Here is a 21,357-nt window from a genome sequence, read left to right as displayed (position 1 = left end):
CGTGCTTAGGTGCGTCCGTACGGTCCTTATTGACACGAAGTCTCACGGGGGTGTGACGGAATGACCGCAGGAGGGTTCTGCAAACTGCCGAACGGGAAGGTCGTCGTCGCCCTGAATCTGCCGAGCCCCGCCGACCCGGGGCCCGCGCCGGGCGTCCACGGTCCCGTCCCGGCCACCCCGGCCGACGGCCCGGCCCGGGTACGGGTCCTGGTCGTCGCCGCGAACCGGGCGCGCGCCCTGACCCGGCTGCGCAACCTCGGACTGCGCTCGGTCTATCTGCGCGGAAACGTCCAGCCGCCCACCCCGGACGAGATCACGGCGGTCCTGCACCACCCGGACGGCCTCGTCTGGCGCACCGCGCCCGACGACGCGGCGGAACTCTGGCACCCGATCCGCAGCCTGCTGCGCCGGACCCCGGCGGCCTGACCCCAGCGGTGCGCGAAGGGCTCCGGCCAGCGGTGGCGGGCCCCGGGAGGCGGTCCTACGGTGTCCAGGGGGGCCGCCAGGACCACCTTCCGAAAGGCACGCAGACATGGCCGACAAGCCCGCGATCGTTCTCGTCCACGGCTTCTGGGGCGGCGCCGCCCACTGGAGCAAGGTCATCCTGGAACTGAAGCGCCGCGACTACCGCTCCCTGCACGCCGTCGAGAACCCGCTCACCTCCCTCGCGGAGGACGCCGAGCGCACCCGCAAGATGGTCAAGCAGATCGACGGCCCCGTGCTCCTGGTGGGCCACTCGTACGGCGGCGCGGTGATCACGGAGATGGGCGACCTGCCCAATGTGACCGGCCTGGTCTACGTCGCGGCGTTCGCCCCCGACGCGGGCGAGAGCCCCGGCGGGATCAGCCAGGAGCTCCCGCCGGCCGCCTTCGAGAACATCGCCCCCGACTCGGACGGCTACCTCTGGGTCAAGCAGGACAAGTACCGCGAGAGCTTCTGCCAGGACCTCCCCGAGGACGAGGCGTACGTCCTGGCCGTCACCCAGAAGGCCCCGCTGGCCAGCACCTTCGGCGACAACATCACGGCCCCCGCCTGGGCGAAGAAGCCCACCTGGTACCAGATCTCCACGGACGACCGGATGATCAACCCGGAGAACGAACGCAAGATGGCGGCCCGGATGTCCCCCCGCGACACCCTCGAACTCCCCGCGAGCCACGCGTCCCTCGCCTCCCGCCCCACCGAGATCACCGACTTCATCGAAACAGCGGTACGCGACACCTCGGGCTGACCGACCGCGGGCACCCCGCCGCGCCGGGGTGGGGTAGGGGTGCCCGAGTGTCTTTGCGTTGATGACAGGATGATGGTGTCATGTAGTCATGCTGTATGGACTGCCTGACCTGGACGACCGTGATCGTCATGTGCTCGCGGAGATCGACGGGATGCGGGCGCGGCTGCGGCTCCAGCTGCGTACCCCGCGCAGATGGGAGGGCCAGCTCCGCCGCGATCTGACCGCGCGGGCCATCGCGGGCTCGAACGCCATCGAGGGGTACGTGGCGAGTGCCGCCGACGTAGAGGACATCTTGCTCGGCCAGGCACCGATCGAGGCGAGTGGGACGGTCACCGCCGAGATCGAGGGATACCGGCAGTCGATGACGTACATCCAGCGGCTCGCCGACGCGGGCCCGGACTTCGCGTACGGCAAAGGGCTGCTGAACGCCCTGCACTTCATGATGCAGGGGCACCATCCGCTGAAGCGGCCCGGCTGGTGGCGGAGCGGGCCCGTCCATGTGACCTCGCCGGACGACCCCACGATCGCCGCGTACACCGCGCCGGACGCCGAGCGGCTGCCGGAACTCACCGGTGAGCTGGTGGACTGGCTCAACGAGGGCGATCCGGACGCCCCGGTCCTCGTCCGGGCCGCGATGGCCCATCTGAACCTCGTGGCGATCCATCCTTGGGCCGATGGCAACGGCCGGATGTCCCGTGCCCTCCAGACCCTGGTGCTGGCCCGGGAGGGCATCGTCGCGCCGGAGTTCTCCAGCATCGAGGAGTGGCTGGGACGGGCCCGTAACACCTACCGCTACTACGACGTCCTCGCCGAGGTCGGCGGCCCGGTGTGGACGCCCGGCCGGGACACCAGGCCATGGCTCCGGTTCTGTCTGCGGGCCCACCACCAGCAGGCGCAGGCGGTGGAGCGCCAGGTGGAGACCACCCGCACGGTGTGGTCCGTGCTGGAGGAGGCGGTGGAGCGCCAGGGCTGGGCCGACCGCACCCTGTACGCCCTCTACCCGGCGGTGATGGGCAACCGGGTGCGCCGGGCGACCTACCAGGCCGACGCCGGACTCAGCACGCAGCAGGCCCTGCGCGACCTCCGCGAACTGGTCCGGGCGGACTGGCTGGCGCCCCGGGGTGAGGCCCAGGGCCGTTACTACGTCGTCGGTGCCGGCGTCCCCGAGGACGCGGTCAGGGGAGTGCTGGAACCCCGGGCACTGCGTGAGCCGTACACCGAGACGTAGAGGCCGAGCCATTGGCCGCCGGAGCAGGACTCGGCCAGGTCAGGACACGACCGGTTTGCCGGTGAGGTGTACGCCCGCTTCGCGGAGTTCCGTGAGGGTGTGGTCGGTGCGGGTGGCCGAGACGCCCGCCGTGAGGTCCAGCAGGACGTGGGTGCGGAAGCCCTCGCGGACCGCGTCCAGGGCCGTGGCCCGCACACAGTGGTCCGTGGCGATCCCGACGACGTCCACCTCGGTGACGTCCCGCGCGCGCAGCCACTGCGCGAGGGTGACGCCGTTCTCGTCGGCGCCCTCGAAGCCGCTGTACGCGGCGGCGTACGCGCCCTTGTCGAACACGGCCTCCACCGCGCCGGAGGCGACCGCCGGGGCGAAGTTCGGGTGGAAGCCGACGCCCTCGGTCCCCGCGACACAGTGCACGGGCCACGAGGTCTCGTAGTCGGGGTGGTCGGAGAAGTGGTCACCGGGGTCGACATGGCTGTCACGGGTCGCCACCACATGGCGGTAACCGGCGGGCGCCTGGCCGATCAGTTCCGTGACACCGGCGGCCACATCGGCGCCTCCGGTGACGGCGAGGCTGCCGCCTTCGCAGAAGTCGTTCTGCACATCGACGACGATGAGTGCGCGGCGCATGTCGGGGTCCTTGTCAGGTGGGATGGGGCGGGGCGGAACGGTTCCGGCCGGGCGGCCGGACGCGGGGGCCGCCGGGCGGTCCCGGGAGAGGTGTCACCTGCCTTGTCACACGTGGTCCATGCCTGCGCACGTACCCCGGTGGCACCGGCCGAACCCCGCCGGGCCCGGCCGGCCGCACCTCAGACGTACTCGGTGGGGATCACGGCGTCCCCGCGCGACAGCTGGGTGGCGGACAGGGGCAGCCCCGCGCGGGCCGCCGCGTGCCGGTCCCGGACCACGTCCAGGGACTCCCGGGAGAGCACCGAACCGCCCTTGATCAGCTCCACGAGCAGCTGTTCGCCGGCCAGCGCGGCGGGCACCGGGCCCGTACCGATCACCTCGGCCTCCGCGACGCCCTGCCCGTCCTTGCGCCGCGCGGCCCACTTGCGGCCCCCGATGGAGGTCTTCCCGCCGGTCGACCGCTTGGCGACCGGTACCAGCGGCTCGGCGGGATCGGCGCTGGTGGCACGTGCCACCAGCTTGTAGACCATCGAACACGTGGGGTGTCCGGAGCCCGTGACGAGCTGGGTGCCCACCCCGTACGCGTCGACGGGCGCCGCCGCGAGCGAGGCGATCGCGTACTCGTCCAGGTCGGAGGTCACCACGATCCGGGTGCCCGTGGCCCCCAGCTCGTCCAGCTGCTGGCGCACCCGGTGGGCGACGAGCAGCAGATCACCGGAGTCGATGCGCACCGCCCCGAGACCGGGCCCCGCGATGTCGACCGCGGCCCGTACCGCCTCGGCGACGTCGTACGTGTCGACCAGCAGTGTCGTCCCCGCGCCCAGCGAGTCGACCTGTGCGCGGAAGGCGTCCCGCTCGCTGTCGTGGAGCAGGGTGAACGCGTGCGCGGAGGTACCGACGGTCGGGATGTCGTAGCGGAAGCCCGCCGCGAGGTCGGACGTGGTGGCGAAGCCGCCGATGTACGCGGCCCGGGAGGACGCCACGGCCGCCAGCTCATGGGTGCGCCGGGCGCCCATCTCGATCAGCGGGCGGTCCCCGGCGGCGGAGGCCATCCGGGACGCGGCGGCGGCGATCGCGGAGTCGTGGTTGAGGATCGAAAGGATCACCGTCTCCAGCAGGACGCACTCCGCGAACGAGCCCTCGACCCGCAGGACGGGGGAGCCCGGGAAGTACACCTCGCCCTCCGGATAGCCCCACACGTCCCCGGTGAACCGGTAGTCCGCGAGCCACGCCAGGGTCCGCTCGTCCACGATCCGCCGCTCCCGCAGGAAGCGGATCACGGGCTCGTCGAAACGGAAGTTCTCCACGGCGTCCAGGACCCGCCCGGTGCCCGCGACGACCCCGTACCGGCGCCCCTCGGGCAGCCGGCGGGTGAAGACCTCGAAGACGGAACGCCGCTCGGCGGTGCCCGCGGCGAGCGCGGCCTGGAGCATCGTCAGTTCGTAGTGATCCGTGAAGAGCGCGGTCGACGGCACATCCACCGGCAGCCCTAGGTCCGCAGTGTTCATGACCAAGATGCTACCCCCAATCTCGTCACTTTGACGATTTCTGTTTCCGCAGGCTCGCGAGCGGGTCCGCAGGGGGTCCGCAGGGGGTCCGCAGGGGGTCCTCAGGGGATCCCGGAGCGGGGCCGGGGCGGGCCCGGAGGCGGCCCGCGCGGAGCCTCGCCCACCCCGCCGCACCGGCCCCGTTTATGCGCTGCGGGGCGTCGGGTGGCAGCATGGGCGGTGTGACGGCTCCCGCTCCCCTAGAGACCGAGAAACCCGATTCGGCACAAGAGGTGTTCGCCGAACCCGAGCCGGACGTTCCCTGGATCACGCTTGTCCACAATGACCCGGTCAATCTGATGAGCTACGTGACCTACGTCTTCCAGGCGTACTTCGGGTACTCCAAGGACAAGGCCACGAAACTGATGCTGGACGTCCATCACAAGGGCCGCGCCGTCGTCTCCAGCGGATCCCGCGAGGAGATGGAACGCGACGTGCAGGCGATGCACGGCTACGGGCTGTGGGCGACGCTCCAGCAGGACCGGAAGTAGCGACCAACCTCATGCCAGGACACTTCGAACCGATCCCGGGCGGCGGCGCGGCCGTAGCGCTCGACGAGGTCGAGATCTCCATCATCCGCTCCCTCGCGGTGCAGCTCCTCGAACTGGTCGGACCGGGCCCCGGCGGGGAGGCCGACGCCTCCACCGACCCGCTCGCCGAACTCTTCACCGACGGCCCCACCGAACCGCCCGCCGACCCGGTGCTGCGCCGGCTGCTCCCCGACGCGTACGAGGGACCCGGCGCGTCCTCCGGCTCCGCGCAGGAGGCCGCCGAACGCACGGCCCGCTCCTCGGAGTTCCGCCGCTTCACGGAGAACGACCTGCGCGCCCGCAAGCGCGAGGACGCGCTCGCCCTGATCCGTACCCTCGACGGGCTGAGCCCCGACGGCGACGGCACGGCCGGGCTGAGGCTGACCGCCGAGGACGGCCGCCGCTGGCTCGGCGCGCTCAACGACCTGCGGCTCGCGATCGGCACCCGGCTGGAGATCAGCGACGAGGACGACGCGGATCTGCTCTACCGGCTGCCGGACACCGACCCCCGCAAACCGATGGTGATGGCGTACCTCTGGCTCGGCGGACTCCAGGAAACCCTGGTCACCGCACTGATGCCGTGACGCCGTGACGTCCTCGGCCGCCGGGCGTCCTGACCCCGTGACCCGGTGCCACTCTCAGCCGCCGGATGTCCTGACGCCCTCGGCCGCTGAACGGGACGTCGCCGGATGCCCCCGGACGCCGCCGTGCGGGTGATCCGGGGCCGCAACGCCCCCTCACCCGGACGGCCGCCGTCCGGGTGAGGCCCCCGCGCCCGGCCCTCCGGCGGACCCACGCCCGGCCCGCGCCCGGCCCCCGTCGGATCCCCGCCGGTGCCGCCGCCCTCCCCCGGAACACCCCGGGTGTTCGCTCAGAGGACGCTCAAATCCGGATAACGATCGCGTCACCACCCTCGTGTCCTTTGCTGTGCGAGGGGAATTTCGTCCGGTTCTTCCCGTGACCTGCGTCACATGCGCCTCATTCGGTCTTCGCCGGGCACGTGATACATCTGCGGCACCCGACGGGGCCCCACCCCTGAACCGGCGAAAGGTTTCACCTATGACCTCGACGCAGGTCGGCAAGGACGGCACAGGCGATCACGGCGCTCCCCTGACCGCGCAACCCCAGGCGGACGGCCCCGGGGAGGGGTATCAGCGCGCGCTCGGCGCCCGGCAGATCCAGATGATCGCCATCGGCGGCGCCATCGGCACCGGACTCTTCCTCGGCGCGGGCAAGGCCATCTCCAAGGCCGGACCCAGTCTCATCCTGGCGTACGCCGTCGCGGGCCTCGTGATCTTCTTCATCATGCGGGCCCTCGGCGAACTCCTCATGTACCGCCCCGTGTCGGGCTCCTTCTCGGAGTACGCGCGGGAGTTCGTCGGCCCCTTCGCGGGGTTCGTGACCGGCTGGACGTACTGGCTCTTCTGGGTGGTCACCGGCATCACCGAGGTCACCGCCGCCGCGACCTATATGACGTACTGGTGGGACATCCCCCAATGGCTGTCCGCACTGGTGTTCACCGTCATCCTGTACTGCGCGAACCTGATCTCCGTGAAGCTCTTCGGTGAACTGGAGTTCTGGTTCTCGATGATCAAGGTCACCGCCATCATCGGCATGATCCTGATCTGCGCCGGAATCCTCACCCTCGGCTTCTCCGACGCGGGCGACACCGCCACCGTCGGTCATCTGTGGTCCGAGGGCGGGTTCTTCCCCAAGGGCATCGGCGGCACCCTGATGACCCTTCAGATCGTGATGTTCGCGTTCCTCGCCGTGGAACTCGTCGGGGTCACCGCGGGGGAGTCCAAGGACCCCCGGAAGACCCTTCCCAAGGCCATCAACACCGTCCCGTGGCGTATCGCCGTCTTCTACGTCGGCGCGCTGATCATGATCCTCTCGGTGGTGCCGTGGACCGAGTTCAAGCCCGGCGTCAGCCCGTTCGTCGCCGCCTTCGAGGAGATGGGCCTCGCCGCGGGCGCCGCGATCGTCAACTTCGTCGTACTGACCGCCGCGCTGTCCTCCTGCAACTCCGGGATGTACTCCACCGGCCGGATGCTGCGCGACCTCGCCCTCAACAGCCAGGGCCCGCGGATCTTCACCCGGCTCACCACCCGCGGCACCCCGCTCGTCGGGACGACGTTCTCCGCCGCGCTGATGCTCGTCGGCGTCTGGATCAACTACCGCTGGCCCGGCGAGGCGTTCAACTACGTCGTGTCCTTCGCGACCATCTCCGGTATGTGGGCCTGGATCATGATCCTGGTCAGCCAGATCCGCTACCGCGCCCTCGCCGACCGCGGTGAACTCCCGCAGTCCTCGTTCAAGGCCCCCGGCGCCCCGTTCACCAGCTGGTTCGCCCTCGGGTTCATCGGTGTGGTGATCACCATGATGGCGATCGACCGGGACGCCCGTATCTCGCTGTACTGCGCCCCGGTCTGGGGACTGCTGCTCGGTGTCTCGTACCTGGCGCTGAAGCGGCGCGACCCGGACGCCGCCGCGTTCAATGTGCGCAAGCGGACCGGTCCGGCCCCGGGCACGGCCCCCGCCGACCCGGTGGACTCCGGGCGCGAGTAGCCCGTCCCACCGGGCCGCGACCCCGCTCCGGCGGCCGCCCCGTCCAGCATCCGGACCCCCGTGTACCGCCCCCTGGTACGCGGGGGTCCGCTGCTTATCCTGGGCGCATGCTGACCATCACCCAGGACCTGTACGACCGGATCGTGGACCACGCCCGCGCGGACCACCCGGACGAGGCGTGCGGGGTCGTCGCCGGGCCCGCCGGGTCCGGGCGGCCGGAGCGGTTCATCCCGATGCTCAACGCCGCCCGCTCGCCCACGTTCTACGAGTTCGACTCGGGGGACCTCCTCAAGCTGTACCGCGAGATGGACGACCGGGACGAGGAGCCCGTGATCATCTACCACTCGCACACCGCGACCGAGGCGCACCCCTCCCGCACGGACATCACCTACGCGAACGAACCCGGCGCGCACTACGTGCTCGTCTCCACCGCCGACGCGGACGACGCCGGTCCCTTCCAGTTCCGTTCGTTCCGCATCGTGGACGCGGTGGTCACGGAGGAGGAGGTCAGCGTCGTCCCCGCGTACTGACCGGACCCTCCGCCCTCTCGCCCATCCCGTATACCGGTCGAAAACCGTCCGGCATGTGGGATGCCTCTCGGGAAGCCGTACCGGGAATCGATACGATGACCGCATGGTTCCCCAAGACGTGAGCGAGAAGACGCCGGGCACGCTGCTCGTGGCGCGGCTGCACGTCGACCTGTGCCGGTCCGACAGCGCCATCTGTCCGAGCTGACCCCCGCCGCCGTGCGGCGCTGAACGACCCGCGGCCGGCGGACCGCCGGCCGGGTCCCGGACCCGCCCGAGCGGACACCCGCGGACCACCCCGGACACCCCGCCGCCGGACGCAGCGAACCGACCACTTCCCCACCCTTATCCGACAGGAGCCCACCGCCATGGCCATCGAGGTCCGCATCCCGACCATCCTCCGCCAGTACACCGACGGGGCGAAGGCCGTCCCGGGCAGCGGGGACACCGTCGCCGCCCTCTTCGCCGACCTGGAGAGCCGTCACCCGGGCATCCGCGCCCGGCTCGTCGACGCCGACAAGGGCGACGAGCTGCGCCGGTTCGTGAACGTCTACCTCAACGACGAGGACGTCCGCTTCCTCGACGGCATCAACACCAAGCTCAACGACGGCGACAGCGTCACGATCCTGCCCGCCGTGGCCGGCGGGATGGCCTGACCGGCATGCGGTACGACTCCCCGCTCGACGCGGTCGGCAACACACCGCTCGTCCGGCTGCCGCGCCTGTCGCCCTCCGACGACGTACGGATCTGGGCGAAGCTGGAGGACCGCAACCCGACGGGCTCGATCAAGGACCGGCCCGCGCTCCATATGATCGAGCAGGCGGAGAAGGACGGCCGGCTGACCGAGGGCTGCACCATCCTCGAACCGACCTCCGGCAACACCGGGATCTCCCTCGCGATGGCCGCCCGGCTCAAGGGCTACCGGATCGTGTGCGTGATGCCCGAGAACACCTCGCAGGAGCGGCGGGACCTGCTCGCCATGTGGGGCGCCGAGATCATCCCGTCGCCCGCGGCGGGCGGTTCCAACACGGCGGTGCGGATCGCCAAGGAACTGGCGGAGCAGCACCCCGACTGGGTGATGCTCTACCAGTACGGGAACCCGGGGAACTCGGGCGCGCACTACGCCACCACCGGGCCGGAGATCCTCGCCGACCTGCCGTCGATCACGCACTTCGTCGCCGGGCTCGGGACCACGGGGACGCTCATGGGCGTCGGCCGCTTTCTGCGTGAGCACAAGCCGGATGTACGGATCGTCGCCGCCGAGCCGCGGTACGACGACCTCGTCTACGGGCTGCGGAACCTCGACGAGGGGTTCGTGCCGGAGCTGTACGACGCGTCCGTGCTGACCACGCGGTTCTCCGTCGGCTCCGCCGACGCGGTGGCGCGGACACGGGAGCTGCTCCAGCAGGAGGGGATCTTCGCGGGGGTGTCCACGGGGGCGGCGCTGCATGCCGCGATCGGGGTCGGACGGAAGGCCCTCCAGGCGGGGGAGAGCGCGGACATCGCGTTCGTCGTCGCCGACGGGGGCTGGAAGTACCTCTCCACGGGGGTGTACACGGCCGCCACCACGGAAGAGGCCGTCGCCCGCCTCCACGGCCAACTCTGGGCGTAACGCATAGCGCCTTCGCTAGCGCTTCCGAGTTTCCTGTGCGGGTCGCCTTCGCTTGCGCCTCTGGGTTCCTGTGCTGGGCGTACTTGTTCCAGCACAGGTACTCGGTGGGTGCGCAGTTCCCCGCGCCCCTGGATGCTGCCCCGACCTGTTGTCCCCCGGGTGCGGGCCGTCCTCGCGCAGTTCCCCGCGCCCCTGGGGTTCCACACCTGGGCGTACTTGTCCCGGTGCGGGTCGGACGGGGGTGCGCAGTTCCCCGCGCCCCTGAGGCGCTGCCCCATGGCGGTCGCTCTTCGGGTGCGGGGCCGTCCTCGTTTTCGCGCAGTTCCCCGCGCCCCTGAAGGGGCACTCCTCTCCTCTCGCAGTCGCATGGCTGCGGGAGGGGGTGAGCGGGAATCTCTGCCCGCAGACTCCGATGCTCTTCAGCCGGGTACGGGTACGTCCTACCGAGCGCGTCGGATCGAGGACGGAGAATCCCGACCGGCACCGACCCGAAGAACCGACCGGACGCGCCCCAAAGGGGCGCGGGGAACTGCGCGAAACCCACGAGCGACGGCACAGGAACGAAGTACGTCCAGCCGGACAGACCTCGGGAGCGCAAGCGAAGGCGACCCGCGGGGAACTGCGCAAAACCCACGAGTGACGGCACAGGAACGAAGTACGTCCAGCACAGGAAACCTCGGGAGCGCAAGCGAAGGCGACCGGGTGAGTTCGCCCACAACGGTCAGTGACGGGGGAGCGCCCAACCCCTCCGCGGCATACGCTCGACAGACCGCAAGAACCCCGATCCCCTCAGCCGGGACACCGGCCCCGCCGGACGGTCGGACATCCTGCCAGTCTCCTGTCAGCGCGGAGGTTCCAGCTCCATGAAGCTCACCGTCGTCGGCTGCTCGGGGTCGTTTCCCTCCGTGGACTCGGCCTGTTCGAGCTACCTCGTCGAGGCCGACGGCTTCCGGCTGCTCCTCGACATGGGCAACGGCGCCCTGGGCGAGTTGCAGCGCCACTGCGGTCTCTACGATCTCGACGCGATCTTCCTCAGCCATCTGCACGCGGACCACTGCATCGACATGTGCGGATACTTCGTCGCCCGCTACTACCGGCACGACGGCGGCCGCTGCGCGCCGATGCCGGTGTACGGCCCGGAGGGCACCGAGCACCGGCTCACCACGGCCTACGCGGACACTCCCTCCGCCTCCTCGATGAGCGAGGTCTTCGACTTCCACACGGTGAAGCCCGCGACCTTCGACATCGGCCCGTTCACCGTCCGCACGGAACGCGTCGCGCACCCCGTCGAGGCGTACGGCATCCGCGTCGAGCACGGCGGCCGGACGCTCACGTACTCCGGCGACACCGGCGTGTGCGTACAGCTGGACGAGCTGGCCGCCGGAGCGGATCTCTTCCTCTGCGAGGCCGCGTTCACGGCCGGCAAGGAGGAGATCCCCGATCTGCATCTCAACGGCCGGGAGGCCGGCGGGGTCGCCCGCCGCGCCGGGGTCGGCCGGCTGCTGCTCACCCACATCCCGCCGTGGACGGACCCGGACATCAACCTCCAGGACGCCCGTGAGGTGTTCCGCGGTCCCGCCGAACTGGCCGTCGCTGGACGCACGTACACGGTCTGAGCGGCGACGCGCGAGGCCCCCGCCGGACCGCCGGCGGGGGCCTCGCGTGATCAACCGCCCGGTGTCAGCGGCCCACCGGGGTCACTTCACGTTCTCGCGGTCCTCCGCCTCCGACTCCTCCTCGGGTTCGCGCCCGGGGGTCTTGAGGTCGAACTTGATGATCGCGAACCGGAAGATCGCGTAGTACAGCACCCCGAACCCGAGCCCCACCAGGATGATCAGCCAGGGTTTGGTGGCGAGACTCCAGTTGATCACGTAGTCGATCAGGCCCGCCGAGAAGCTGAAGCCGTCCTTGATGCCCAGTGCCCAGGTCACCGCCATGGAGACACCGGTCAGCACCGCGTGGATCGCGTACAGCAGCGGGGCGATGAACAGGAACGAGTACTCGATCGGCTCGGTGATCCCGGTGACGAACGACGTCAGCGCGACCGACAGCATCAGCCCGCCGACGATCTTGCGGCGTTCGGGACGGGCGCAGTGCGTGATCGCGAGGGCCGCCGCGGGCAGGGCGAACATCATGATCGGGAAGAAGCCGGTGGTGAACTGCCCGGCCGTCGGGTCGCCCGCCAGGAACCGGTTGATGTCACCGTGCACGACCGAGCCGTCCGGCTTGGTGTAGTCGCCGAACTGGAACCACACGAAGGTGTTCAGGAACTGGTGCAGCCCGATGGTGAGCAGCGCCCGGTTGGCGACACCGAAGATGCCCGAACCCCAGGCGCCGAGGTCGACCAGCCACTGCGAGAAGCTGGTGAGCGCGTCACCGATCGGCGGCCAGATCCAGACGCAGAGCGCGGCGAAGACGAGCCCGATGAACGCCATGATGATCGGTACGAGGCGCCGTCCGTTGAAGAAGCCGAGCCAGTCGACCAGCTTCGTCCGGTGGAACCGCTGCCAGATGTACGCGGTGATCAGACCCATCACGATGCCGCCGAACACCCCGGGGTTCTGGTACGCGGCCAGTGCGGAGGTGCCGTCCTCGGCGACGCACAGCCCGCTCCACATCCCGGCCCCGAGGAAGTCGGCCTCCTCGGGGCAGTCCTCCGGGAAGGCGCGCAGCACCGCGTAGTACACGAGGAAGCCGGCGACCGCGGCGAGCGCGGTGGAGCCGTCGGACTTCTTGGCCATACCGATCGCGACACCGATGCAGAACAGCAGGGGCAGACCCAGATTGGAGTCGATCAGGGCGCCGCCGGCCGCGGCGAAGACGGTGGCGATGTCCGTCCAGCCCAGGCCGTCGACGCCGAACACGTCCGGCTGGCCGAGGCGGTTGAGGATGCCCGCGGCAGGCAGTACGGCGATGGGCAGCTGAAGACTGCGGCCCATCTTCTGCAACCCCTGGAACAGTCCGTTCCAGCGCGTACGGGTGGGTGCTGCCGCGCTGTCCGCGCTCATGGGCGTCCTCCCGGGATGCCGTGTGCCACCTGGTCGGGTGGCACATCGTGATCGTCATCCTTCGGCACGCTCACAGTGACCGCTCGCGAAGTTGGGCCAACAGTGGGTTACCGTGACAAAGCGGATGGCGGTGGCAGGTCGTCGTGCCCCCGCCCGCCCCGTCCGTCCCCGTTCCTCACTGACCGCAGGGAGACACCATGGCCACCAAGGCTGAGAAGATCGTCGCCGGGCTCGGCGGGATCGAGAACATCGAGGAGGTCGAGGGGTGCATCACCCGGCTGCGCACCGAGGTGATCGACCCGTCCAAGGTGGACGACGCCGCGCTCAAGGCCGCGGGCGCGCACGGGGTGGTCAAGATGGGAACCGCGATCCAGGTCGTCATCGGCACGGACGCGGACCCGATCGCCGCGGACATCGAGGACATGATGTGACCCCGCGCCCGGCGGCCCCCCGCCACGGTTCCTGACCCGGCCCCGGCCACGATTCCTGACCTGGCCCCGGCCCGTCTCCTGACCCGGTCCCCGCCACGGTTCCTGACCCGCCTCCCGCCCCCGGTCCACGGCGGGGTGGTCCGGTGTGGACGCGGGACCGGGGGGCCATGGGCCGGGCGATAGGGTCGGGCGCATGTCTCGTATCGACGGCCGCACCCCCGAACAGCTCCGCCCCGTCACCATCGAACGCGGATGGAGCAAGCACGCCGAGGGCTCCGTCCTCGTCTCCTTCGGCGACACCAAGGTCTTCTGCACCGCCTCCGTCACCGAGGGCGTGCCCCGCTGGCGCAAGGGCAGCGGCGAGGGCTGGGTGACCGCCGAGTACTCGATGCTGCCGCGCTCCACCAACACCCGCGGCGACCGCGAGTCCGTCCGGGGCCGGATCGGTGGCCGCACCCATGAGATCTCCCGGCTCATCGGCCGCTCCCTGCGCGCCGTCGTGGACTGCAAGGCCCTCGGCGAGAACACCATCGTGCTGGACTGCGACGTCCTCCAGGCCGACGGAGGCACCCGTACCGCCGCGATCACCGGCGCGTACGTCGCCCTCGCGGACGCGGTCACCTGGGCCAAGGGCCGCAAGCTGGTACGCGCCGGACGCCAGCCGCTGACCGGCACGGTCTCCGCCGTGTCCGTCGGTATCGTCGGCGGCGTTCCCCTCCTCGACCTCCGCTACGAGGAGGACGTCACCGCCGACACCGACATGAACGTCGTCTGCACCGGCGACGGCCGCTTCGTCGAGGTGCAGGGCACCGCCGAGGCCGAGCCCTTCGACCGCACCGAGCTGAACGGCCTCCTCGACCTGGCCGTCAGCGGCTGCGACGAGCTCGCCGCCCTCCAGCGCAAGGTCCTGGAAGAGCAGTGAGCCGGTTCCCGGCCGGGAGCCGGGAACAGCGGTGAGCCGGGGCCCCGTTCGGGGTCCCGGGGCAGCGGCGGACCCGGTCCCCGCCAAGGGCCCGGAGCGGCGATGGACCCGCCGGTCCGCCGGGCCCGTACCGCAGGTCTTGCCGTGACGGGGCAACCAACCGGCGGCCGTGCGCGTATCTAGTAGTACGGGCGGGCGGACAGCACCGCGCGCCCGTACCTGGACTCTCGGGAGGGACCTCCACATGGCCGCGCGCCGTCGCCGCACCGTCACCGCACTCGCTCTCGCCGGAGCGGCGCTGTTCGCTCCGCTCGCCGTCGGATGCAGCGCCGTGGACAAGGCCCTGGACTGCGTCCAGACCGCCGACACGATCGCCGAGAGCGTCACCGACCTCCAGCAGGCCGTCGAGAACGCCGCGAACGACCCGACGCAGGCCGCGGAGTCGCTCGACTCGATCGAGAAGAACCTCGACAAGATCGGCGACACCACCGACAACGCCGACCTCGGCAAGGCCGTCGACGACCTCACCCAGGCCGTCGACAACGTCAGCAAGGCCGTCGAGAGCGGCGACAGCACTCCCGACATCAGCCCCGTCACGGACGCCGCGGGCGAACTGACCAAGGTCTGCACCCCGTAACGACGGACGCGCCCGGGGCCGCCGGACCGGCGGCCCCCCGGTCCGGGCGGGCCACCCCCGCCCGGCGGCGGACGGTCTCGCACCCGCCCGGCGCGGACCGCTCCACCCCCGCCCGGCGGCGACCGTCCCACCAGGGATAATCCCCGGTATGACGCGCCTGATCCTCGCCACCCGCAACGCCGGCAAACTCACCGAGCTGCGGGCGATCCTCGCCGACGCAGGTCTCGGCCACGACCTCGTCGGCGCCGACGCCTACCCGGACATCCCCGACGTCAAGGAAACCGGCGTCACCTTCGCCGAGAACGCCCTGCTGAAGGCACACGCCCTGGCCCGCGCCACCGGACTGCCCGCCGTCGCCGACGACTCCGGCCTCTGTGTGGACGTACTCGGCGGCGCCCCCGGCATCTTCTCCGCCCGCTGGGCCGGACGGCACGGCGACGACCGCGCCAACCTCGATCTGCTGCTCGCCCAGCTCTCCGACATCGACGCCCCGCACCGCGCCGCCCACTTCACCTGCGCCGCGGCCCTCGCCCTGCCCGACGGCACCGAGCGCGTGGTCGAGGGACGGCTGCGGGGCACCCTGCGCCATGTCCCCGCCGGATCGGGCGGCTTCGGCTACGACCCGGTCCTCCAGCCCGACGGCGACACCCGCACCACCGCCGAGCTCAGCGCCGACGAGAAGAACGCCATCAGCCACCGCGGCAAGGCGTTCCGCGCGCTGGTCCCCGTCCTGCGCGAACTGCTGCCGTAGGGCGGGAGGCGGGAGGCGGGAGCCGCCACCGCGACGGTCCGGGCCCCGCGACACCCCCGGTTCGCGCCGGGCCCCCGGCAGCCGGAAGGCCCGGCCTCCCTGGTGCTCGATCGGGAGGCCGGGCCTTCGTCCGGTGCGGCCGGAGGGACTCGAACCCTCACGGGTGTTACCCCACTGGGACCTAAACCCAGCGTGACTGCCAGTTCCACCACGGCCGCGTCCGCGCGCCCATCGTAATGGCCCCGGGCCGCGCGCCGGAGGGGACAGGGGACGTCACAGACCGAGGTCCTTGATGATTTTGGCCACGTGTCCCGTCGCCTTCACGTTGTACAGGGCCCGCTCGACCTTGCCGTCCTCGTCGACGATCACCGTGGAGCGGATGACCCCCGTCACCGTCTTGCCGTACAGCTTCTTCTCCCCGAACGCCCCGTACGCCTCCAGCACCGAACGGTCCGGGTCGGCCAGCAGGGTGACCCGCAGCTCCTCCTGGTCGCGGAACTTCGCCAGCTTCTCCGGCTTGTCCGGCGAGACACCGATCACGTCGTAGCCGTGCCCGGCGAGGAAGTCGAGGTTGTCGGTGAAGTCGCACGCCTGCTTGGTGCAGCCCGGGGTGAGCGCGGCCGGGTAGAAGTACACGATGACCTTGCGGCCCTTGCGGTCGGCCAGCGAGACCTCGTTGCCGTCGGCGTCGGACAGGGTGAAGGCGGGGGCGGTGTCGCCGGGCTGGAGTCGCTCACTCATCGCCGGTCTCCTCACGGGGGTGCGGGGCCGCGGGCCGGTCGCGCCCGGGGCCGATTACACAAGGGAGCGTAATGGGGGTGCCGTGGGGTAGGTCGCGCGGGAAGCTGACAGACTGTCGACCGGACGGAAACACGGAATCACGCAAGCACGGACGAGGCGCCCGGCGGGCCAGCACCGCGACGGCACCCCGTCCGCCCCACGCCTGACACGAGCACGGAGGCAGCACGGTGCCGGAGACATCGGATACCAGGACCCCGGCGCAGATCGAGGCGGACATCGAGCGCCGCCGCCAGCGCCTCGCCGAGACGCTGGACGAGATCGGCGTACGGGTGCACCCGAAGACGATCGTCGGGGACGCCAAGGCCAAGGTCGCGGCGAGCGTCGACAACACCCTCGGACGCGTCTACGTCGGCGCCAACCGGGTGCTCTCCCGGGCCAAGGGCCAGCTGGTCTCCGACGAGGGCGCGCCCCGGCTGGAGCGCGTCGTCCCGGTGGCCCTCGTCGTCATCGGTCTCGTGGGACTGATGGCGTACAGCGGTTCGCGCCGGCGGGGCGACTGACCGCCGCGGCGGGGCGGCCCGGCGTCCGGCGTCACCCGGACGGGCGTGAGCGCCCGTACGGACGTACGGGCCACCCCACCGGCGTACCCGGGGCACGGGCAGGTAGGTTCAGGGCGTGAGCGCCAACAAGGACTTCGACACCTCGCCCGACAAGCTTCCGATCCGGATGCTGCACGACCGGGTGCTCGTACGGCAGGACACGGCCGAGGGCGAGCGGCGCTCCGGCGGGGGCATCCTGATCCCCGCGACCGCGGCCGTCGGACGGCGGCTGGCGTGGGCCGGTGTCGTCGCGGTCGGACAGAACGTCCGTTCCGTCGAGCCCGGTGACCGGGTGCTGTACGACCCGGAGGACCGCGCCGAGGTCGAGGTACGGGGTGTGGCGTACGTCCTGATGCGCGAGCGCGATCTGCACGCCGTCGCCGCCGACCGTTTCGAGGGCTCCGAGGACTCGACCGGGCTCTACCTGTAACCCGTGGCCCCTGGTGGCCGCGGTGTCCGGTGCGAAAACCTTTCGGTGGCAAAGAGGCTGGTGACCCCTGTCACCAGCCTCTTTCCCGTTCTTTGCTACGGTGGCAACCACCCCGACGAGACGCGCCGTACCGGGACACGGAAAGACGACGCACCCCCTGTTCATCCGTCATGGAAACCACGGAGGTGCCGATCATGGCCTGGATTCTGCTCATCATCGCCGGCGTGCTCGAAGTCGGCTGGGCGATCGGGATGAAGTACACCGAGGGCTTCACGAAGCTGTGGCCCAGTGTGTTCACCATCATCGGGATCGCCGCGAGCATGGTCCTGCTGGCGCAGGCGGCGAAGACCCTTCCCATCGGGACGGCCTACGGGGTGTGGGTCGGTATCGGCGCGGGTGGGGCGGCGATCCTCGGCATGCTGGTGCTGGGTGAGCCCGCGACCGCCGCGCGGATCTTCTTCATCGCGCTGTTGCTGGTCGCGGTCGTCGGTCTGAAGGCCACGTCCGGCCACTGACCGCCTTCGCTTGCGCTTCTGAGCTCCTGGGCTGGACGTTCTCCGTTCAGCACAGGAGCTCTTCGGTGCGTGGGGTGCCTTCGCCTGCGCCTGCGGGTTCGCTGGGCTGGGCGCGGTTGTTCCTGTGCGGTCGCTCGGTGGGTGCGCAGTTCCTCGCGCCCCTTGGGTGGTGCCTCTCGCGGTTCCCGTTCGGGTGCGGGTTGTCCTTGGTTGCTCGCGCGGTTCCTCGCGCCCCTGGGTGGTGCCCCATTACGGTTCGCTCTTCGGGCGCGGGTGGCTCTCGTTGCGCGGTTCCTCGCGCCCCTGGGTTCGCTGGGCTGGGCGTGCTTGTTCCTGTGCGGTCGCTCGTGGGGTGCGCGGTTCCTCGCGCCCCTTTGGTTGCGCCCCTTGCGGGTTCCGTTCGGGTGCGGGTGGCTCCTGGTTGCTCGCGCGGTTCCCCGCGCCCCTGAGGTGGTGCCTCGGCCCGTTGGCTTTCGGGTGCGGGGCGCTCGTGGGGCGCGGGGAACCGGTTTGCGTGCTGCTGGGTTACTGGGTGGTGGGGAGGCCGGGGCTGGCTCCGCCGGTGGGGGTGCCGGTGGTCTCGCCGGTGGTCTCGCCCGTGCCGCCGGTCTCCTCGCCGCCGGTCTCACCGCCCTCGCCGGGGCCGGGGCCGCCCCCGGAGGAGTCACCGCTGGTGCCCTCCGTGGCACCCGGACCCGGGGTACCGCCGCTCTGCCCTTCGACCGTGCCTTCCGCGCCGCCCTCACCGGGGTCGGGCGACTGCCCCTGCCCCGGCGACTGGCCGCCGCCGGACGAACCGGAGCCGGTGGTCGTGCTCGGGGTGTCGGAACCGCCGGGCTGCTCCTGCTCCCCGTCGTCGCCGCTCGGGCTGCTGCTGCCCGGGTCGGGCGAACCGTCCGTGCTGTCGGGCGTACCGCTGGGCTCCGTACCGGGCAGCTCCAGCCGCCGGTCGGAACCGTCCTGCACCCGCAGCTCGAACTCCTGGGTCTCGGTGCCCGCGAGCGCGGCCTTCGTGTACTGCGCCCAGATCTCCGCCGGCGGCCCGCTGCCGCTGATCCGCGGCTCGCCGAGCGCCCCGAACAGCGGCTGCTGCTTGCCGGAGTCCGGGTCCTGCCCCATCACCGAGACCACGGTCGCCAGCTCGGGGGTGTACGCCGCGAACCAGGCCGCCTTGTCCTGCTCGGCGGTACCCGTCTTGCCCGCCGCGGGCCGCTCGGCCGCCAGGGCCGCCCGTCCCGAACCGTTCTCGACGACGTTCCGCAGCACCGACGTGGTGGTGTCGGCCGCCTCCCGGCTGATGACCTGCTTGGTCTGCCGCTTCGGCAGCGCGATCTCCTTGCCGTCCTTGGTCAGCTTCATGACCATGACGGGGTCGCCGTGCTTGCCGTGGTTGGCGAGCGTCGCGTACGTCTCGGCCATGTCCAGGACGCTCGCGGTGGCGGTGCCCAGCGCGACCGACGGGGTCGGGTGCAGGTCCCTGGTGTCCTTCGGCATCCCCAGGTCGATCGCGGTCTGCTTGACCTTGTCGGAGCCCACGTCCACGGCCATCTGCACATAGACCGAGTTGACGGACTTGTCGGTGGCCTCCTGGACGGTGACCGGGCCGTAGCTGACCTGGTCCTGGTTCTGCGGCGCGTACCGTCCGCCGTTCCAGCCGACGACCGGACGCTCGCTGGTGCCGTCGTACACGGTGTTCGGGGTGACCGGACGGCCGTCCTGGGTCACCGAGTCGTGCTCGGCGGCGGTGGTGAACACGAACGGCTTGAACGTCGAGCCCACCTGGTAGTCCCGGCGGGTCGCGTTGTTCACGTACTGCTTGGTGTAGTCGATACCGCCGTACATCGCGACGACGTGACCCGTCGCCGGGTCGATGGACGCCCCGCCCGCGCGGACGTTGCGGTCCACCTTGCGGGCCTCCTTGTCGACCCGGGCCATCAGCTGGTCGTCGACCGCCTTCACGAAGGCGTCCTGCTTCGGCTTCTGGAGTGTGGTGGTGATCCGGTGGCCGCCGACGTTCAGCATCTCCTCGCTGATGATGTCGTGCTCGAAGAGGTAGTCCTTGACGGCCTGCACGAGATACCCGCGCTGACCGGACATCCCGGACGGGCCCTTCGCCTCGATCGGCATCGGGAACTTCATCGCCTCGCGCTTCTCGGAGGCCAGCCAGCCCTCCTTGACCATCCCGTCGAGCACGTAGTTCCAGCGGGACACCACCTGCCCCTTGTTCTGCGGGTAGGCCACCACGTCGTACGCGCTCGGGGCGTTGAGCAGCGACGCGAGGTACGCGCCCTGCTCGATGGTCAGCTTCTCGACGTCGACGCCGTAGTACGCCTGCGCGGCGGACTGGATGCCGTAGGCGTTGCGGCCGAAGAAGCTGGTGTTGAGGTAGCCCTCAAGGATGTCCTCCTTGGTCTCCTCGCGGTCCAGCTTGATCGCGATGAAGAACTCCTTGGCCTTGCGGGAGACGGTCTGCTCCTGCGCCAGGTAGTAGTTCTTCACGTACTGCTGGGTGATCGTCGAACCCGACTGCTTGCCCTTGCCGGTGGCGGTGTTCCACCCGGCGCGGAGCATCGCCTTGGGGTCGACGGCCGACTGGGAGTGGAAGTCCCGGTCCTCGGCCGCCAGCACGGTCCGCTGGACGTCCTCGGGGATCTGCGAGAGCTGCACGTTCTCCCGGTTGACCTCGCCGTCCCGGGCGAGCTGCGAGCCGTCGGCGTAGAGGTACACATTGCTCTGCGCGGTCGCCGCGGCGTTCGCCGCCGGGATCTCCACGAGGAGGTACCCGGTCATGAACGCGCCCACGGCGAGGAGCAGCAGCGCGAGGGCCGAGCCGAGCGTGAACCGCCAGGTCGGCACGAGACGGCGCCATCCCTTGCGCTTGGGACGCTTGGCCTTCTTCCCCTTGGCGCCCTTGCCTGCCTTGCCGCCCTTCTTCCCGCCGGTGTCACCGGGGCCTGATCCGGCGGGTCCGCCGCCGGGTCCGGTCGGTCCACCGGGTCCGCTCGGGCCGCCACCCGACCCACCGGGGCCGCCGGGTGCGGCCGGTCCGCCGGTCGCGGCGAACGCGGAGGTCGTCCCCGCCGCACCCGCCGCCGCGGCTTTCGGGGTGTGCTTGCGCAGCTGGGTGGTGGACTCGGCGGGCGACTCGCCCTGGGTCAGGCCCGCACGGGCGGCCCCGAGCCGGGCGGAGCGCGCGGCGGGCCCTTCGTCGGCCGCCCAGCCGGGCGTCCCGTCCTTCGGCGTACGGGGGCCGCCGGAGGCGGCCGTGGCGCCGGGCTTGCCGGGCGCGCCCGTCGTGCCGGGGCGGCCGGATGCGCTGGGCGCTCCGGGGGCGCCGGGTTTGCCCGGTCCGCCGGCCGTGCCGGTCCGGCCGGGCCCGGTGGGCGCACCCGGGGTGCCGGACTTGCCGGTTCCGGTGCCGCCCTGGGTACCCGGCGCGCTCTTGCCGCCCGGTCC

At 71.1% G+C, this 21,357-nt stretch carries 23 protein-coding genes, 1 tRNA gene and 1 riboswitch; of the genes, 18 read left to right on the top strand and 6 right to left on the bottom strand.

Annotated features, from left to right (window positions below; all coding sequences use genetic code 11):
* Positions 1-60: 60 nt before the first annotated feature.
* From AB852_RS33410 to AB852_RS33400, 3 genes are all read left to right on the top strand, one after another.
* The gene (locus tag AB852_RS33410) at positions 61-426 is read left to right on the top strand and encodes a hypothetical protein (protein ID WP_073793921.1); all 366 of its coding nucleotides are present in this window, start codon (positions 61-63) and stop codon (positions 424-426) included.
* A 106-nt stretch (positions 427-532) separates the two neighbouring features.
* Positions 533-1,228 (top strand): alpha/beta hydrolase, encoded by a 696-nt coding sequence (locus tag AB852_RS33405; RefSeq protein WP_073793918.1) that lies wholly within the window; start codon positions 533-535, stop codon positions 1,226-1,228.
* An 88-nt stretch (positions 1,229-1,316) separates the two neighbouring features.
* Positions 1,317-2,456, top strand: a complete 1,140-nt coding sequence (locus AB852_RS33400; RefSeq protein ID WP_073793915.1) for a Fic family protein — start codon at positions 1,317-1,319, stop codon at positions 2,454-2,456.
* 39 nt (positions 2,457-2,495) lie between these two features.
* On the opposite strand, the gene AB852_RS33395 is transcribed toward AB852_RS33400, so the two are convergent.
* Both AB852_RS33395 and AB852_RS33390 read right to left on the bottom strand, forming a co-directional pair.
* Positions 2,496-3,083, bottom strand: coding sequence for an isochorismatase family protein (locus AB852_RS33395; RefSeq protein WP_073793912.1), 588 nt, complete (start codon positions 3,081-3,083; stop codon positions 2,496-2,498).
* A 179-nt stretch (positions 3,084-3,262) separates the two neighbouring features.
* On the bottom strand, positions 3,263-4,591 hold the full coding sequence (locus AB852_RS33390; RefSeq protein WP_073793909.1) for a nicotinate phosphoribosyltransferase: 1,329 nt from the start codon (positions 4,589-4,591) through the stop codon (positions 3,263-3,265).
* Positions 4,592-4,803: 212 nt separating this feature from the next.
* Here AB852_RS33390 and clpS point away from each other — a divergent pair, with 212 nt between their 5' ends.
* From clpS to AB852_RS33355, 8 genes are all read left to right on the top strand, one after another.
* On the top strand, positions 4,804-5,121 hold the full coding sequence (gene clpS / locus AB852_RS33385) for an ATP-dependent Clp protease adapter ClpS (RefSeq protein ID WP_073793906.1): 318 nt from the start codon (positions 4,804-4,806) through the stop codon (positions 5,119-5,121).
* Positions 5,122-5,132: 11 nt separating this feature from the next.
* Entirely contained in the window at positions 5,133-5,744 is a 612-nt protein-coding gene (locus AB852_RS33380; protein ID WP_073793903.1) for a DUF2017 domain-containing protein, read from the top strand.
* A gap of 475 nt (positions 5,745-6,219) precedes the next feature.
* On the top strand, positions 6,220-7,728 hold the full coding sequence (locus tag AB852_RS33375; protein WP_073793901.1) for an amino acid permease: 1,509 nt from the start codon (positions 6,220-6,222) through the stop codon (positions 7,726-7,728).
* A 107-nt stretch (positions 7,729-7,835) separates the two neighbouring features.
* Complete coding sequence (locus AB852_RS33370) at positions 7,836-8,258, top strand: M67 family metallopeptidase (RefSeq protein WP_073793898.1); 423 nt, start codon at positions 7,836-7,838, stop codon at positions 8,256-8,258.
* A gap of 103 nt (positions 8,259-8,361) precedes the next feature.
* Positions 8,362-8,463 (top strand): putative leader peptide, encoded by a 102-nt coding sequence (locus AB852_RS41540; protein ID WP_323181495.1) that lies wholly within the window; start codon positions 8,362-8,364, stop codon positions 8,461-8,463.
* Between the two features lie 160 nt (positions 8,464-8,623).
* Positions 8,624-8,911, top strand: coding sequence for a MoaD/ThiS family protein (locus AB852_RS33365; RefSeq protein ID WP_073793896.1), 288 nt, complete (start codon positions 8,624-8,626; stop codon positions 8,909-8,911).
* 5 nt (positions 8,912-8,916) lie between these two features.
* Entirely contained in the window at positions 8,917-9,867 is a 951-nt protein-coding gene (locus AB852_RS33360; RefSeq protein ID WP_073793895.1) for a PLP-dependent cysteine synthase family protein, read from the top strand.
* Positions 9,868-10,730: 863 nt separating this feature from the next.
* On the top strand, positions 10,731-11,483 hold the full coding sequence (locus tag AB852_RS33355; protein WP_073793894.1) for an MBL fold metallo-hydrolase: 753 nt from the start codon (positions 10,731-10,733) through the stop codon (positions 11,481-11,483).
* 81 nt (positions 11,484-11,564) lie between these two features.
* Here the strand turns inward: AB852_RS33355 and AB852_RS33350 are convergent, their stop codons facing one another.
* Complete coding sequence (locus AB852_RS33350) at positions 11,565-12,875, bottom strand: PTS transporter subunit EIIC (protein ID WP_073793893.1); 1,311 nt, start codon at positions 12,873-12,875, stop codon at positions 11,565-11,567.
* Between the two features lie 197 nt (positions 12,876-13,072).
* Here AB852_RS33350 and AB852_RS33345 point away from each other — a divergent pair, with 197 nt between their 5' ends.
* The 4 genes from AB852_RS33345 (at position 13,073) to rdgB (ending at position 15,616) form a co-directional block, all read left to right on the top strand.
* A complete protein-coding gene (locus AB852_RS33345; RefSeq protein ID WP_073793892.1) occupies positions 13,073-13,306 on the top strand; it encodes a PTS sugar transporter subunit IIB in 234 nt (77 codons plus the stop codon).
* Between the two features lie 193 nt (positions 13,307-13,499).
* Positions 13,500-14,228 (top strand): ribonuclease PH, encoded by a 729-nt coding sequence (rph, locus tag AB852_RS33340; RefSeq protein WP_073793891.1) that lies wholly within the window; start codon positions 13,500-13,502, stop codon positions 14,226-14,228.
* 244 nt (positions 14,229-14,472) lie between these two features.
* On the top strand, positions 14,473-14,865 hold the full coding sequence (locus AB852_RS33335; RefSeq protein ID WP_073793890.1) for a hypothetical protein: 393 nt from the start codon (positions 14,473-14,475) through the stop codon (positions 14,863-14,865).
* 148 nt (positions 14,866-15,013) lie between these two features.
* The gene (gene rdgB / locus AB852_RS33330; protein ID WP_073793889.1) at positions 15,014-15,616 is read left to right on the top strand and encodes an RdgB/HAM1 family non-canonical purine NTP pyrophosphatase; all 603 of its coding nucleotides are present in this window, start codon (positions 15,014-15,016) and stop codon (positions 15,614-15,616) included.
* A gap of 134 nt (positions 15,617-15,750) precedes the next feature.
* Here rdgB and AB852_RS33325 read toward each other — a convergent pair.
* Both AB852_RS33325 and bcp read right to left on the bottom strand, forming a co-directional pair.
* Positions 15,751-15,834: transfer RNA gene (locus tag AB852_RS33325), tRNA-Leu, on the bottom strand.
* A gap of 55 nt (positions 15,835-15,889) precedes the next feature.
* Complete coding sequence (bcp, locus tag AB852_RS33320; protein ID WP_073793888.1) at positions 15,890-16,357, bottom strand: thioredoxin-dependent thiol peroxidase; 468 nt, start codon at positions 16,355-16,357, stop codon at positions 15,890-15,892.
* 227 nt (positions 16,358-16,584) lie between these two features.
* On the opposite strand from bcp, the gene AB852_RS33315 reads away from it, so the two are divergent.
* The 3 genes from AB852_RS33315 (at position 16,585) to AB852_RS33305 (ending at position 17,901) form a co-directional block, all read left to right on the top strand.
* Entirely contained in the window at positions 16,585-16,917 is a 333-nt protein-coding gene (locus tag AB852_RS33315; RefSeq protein ID WP_073793887.1) for a DUF3618 domain-containing protein, read from the top strand.
* A 166-nt stretch (positions 16,918-17,083) separates the two neighbouring features.
* Entirely contained in the window at positions 17,084-17,386 is a 303-nt protein-coding gene (locus AB852_RS33310) for a GroES family chaperonin (protein ID WP_099283395.1), read from the top strand.
* 94 nt (positions 17,387-17,480) lie between these two features.
* A riboswitch (guanidine-III (ykkC-III) riboswitch) is annotated at positions 17,481-17,541 on the top strand.
* A 39-nt stretch (positions 17,542-17,580) separates the two neighbouring features.
* The gene (locus tag AB852_RS33305) at positions 17,581-17,901 is read left to right on the top strand and encodes a DMT family transporter (RefSeq protein WP_073794441.1); all 321 of its coding nucleotides are present in this window, start codon (positions 17,581-17,583) and stop codon (positions 17,899-17,901) included.
* Between the two features lie 525 nt (positions 17,902-18,426).
* Here AB852_RS33305 and AB852_RS33300 read toward each other — a convergent pair.
* Positions 18,427-21,021, bottom strand: coding sequence for a transglycosylase domain-containing protein (locus AB852_RS33300; RefSeq protein ID WP_218623294.1), 2,595 nt, complete (start codon positions 21,019-21,021; stop codon positions 18,427-18,429).
* Between the last annotated feature and the right edge of the window lie 336 nt (positions 21,022-21,357).

Origin of the sequence: Streptomyces uncialis (genome assembly GCF_001905345.1) — a bacterium.
Lineage (GTDB): Bacteria > Actinomycetota > Actinomycetes > Streptomycetales > Streptomycetaceae > Streptomyces > Streptomyces uncialis.
Note: the sequence above shows the minus strand (reverse complement) of the source record. Positions and strands in the feature narration are given on the sequence as shown.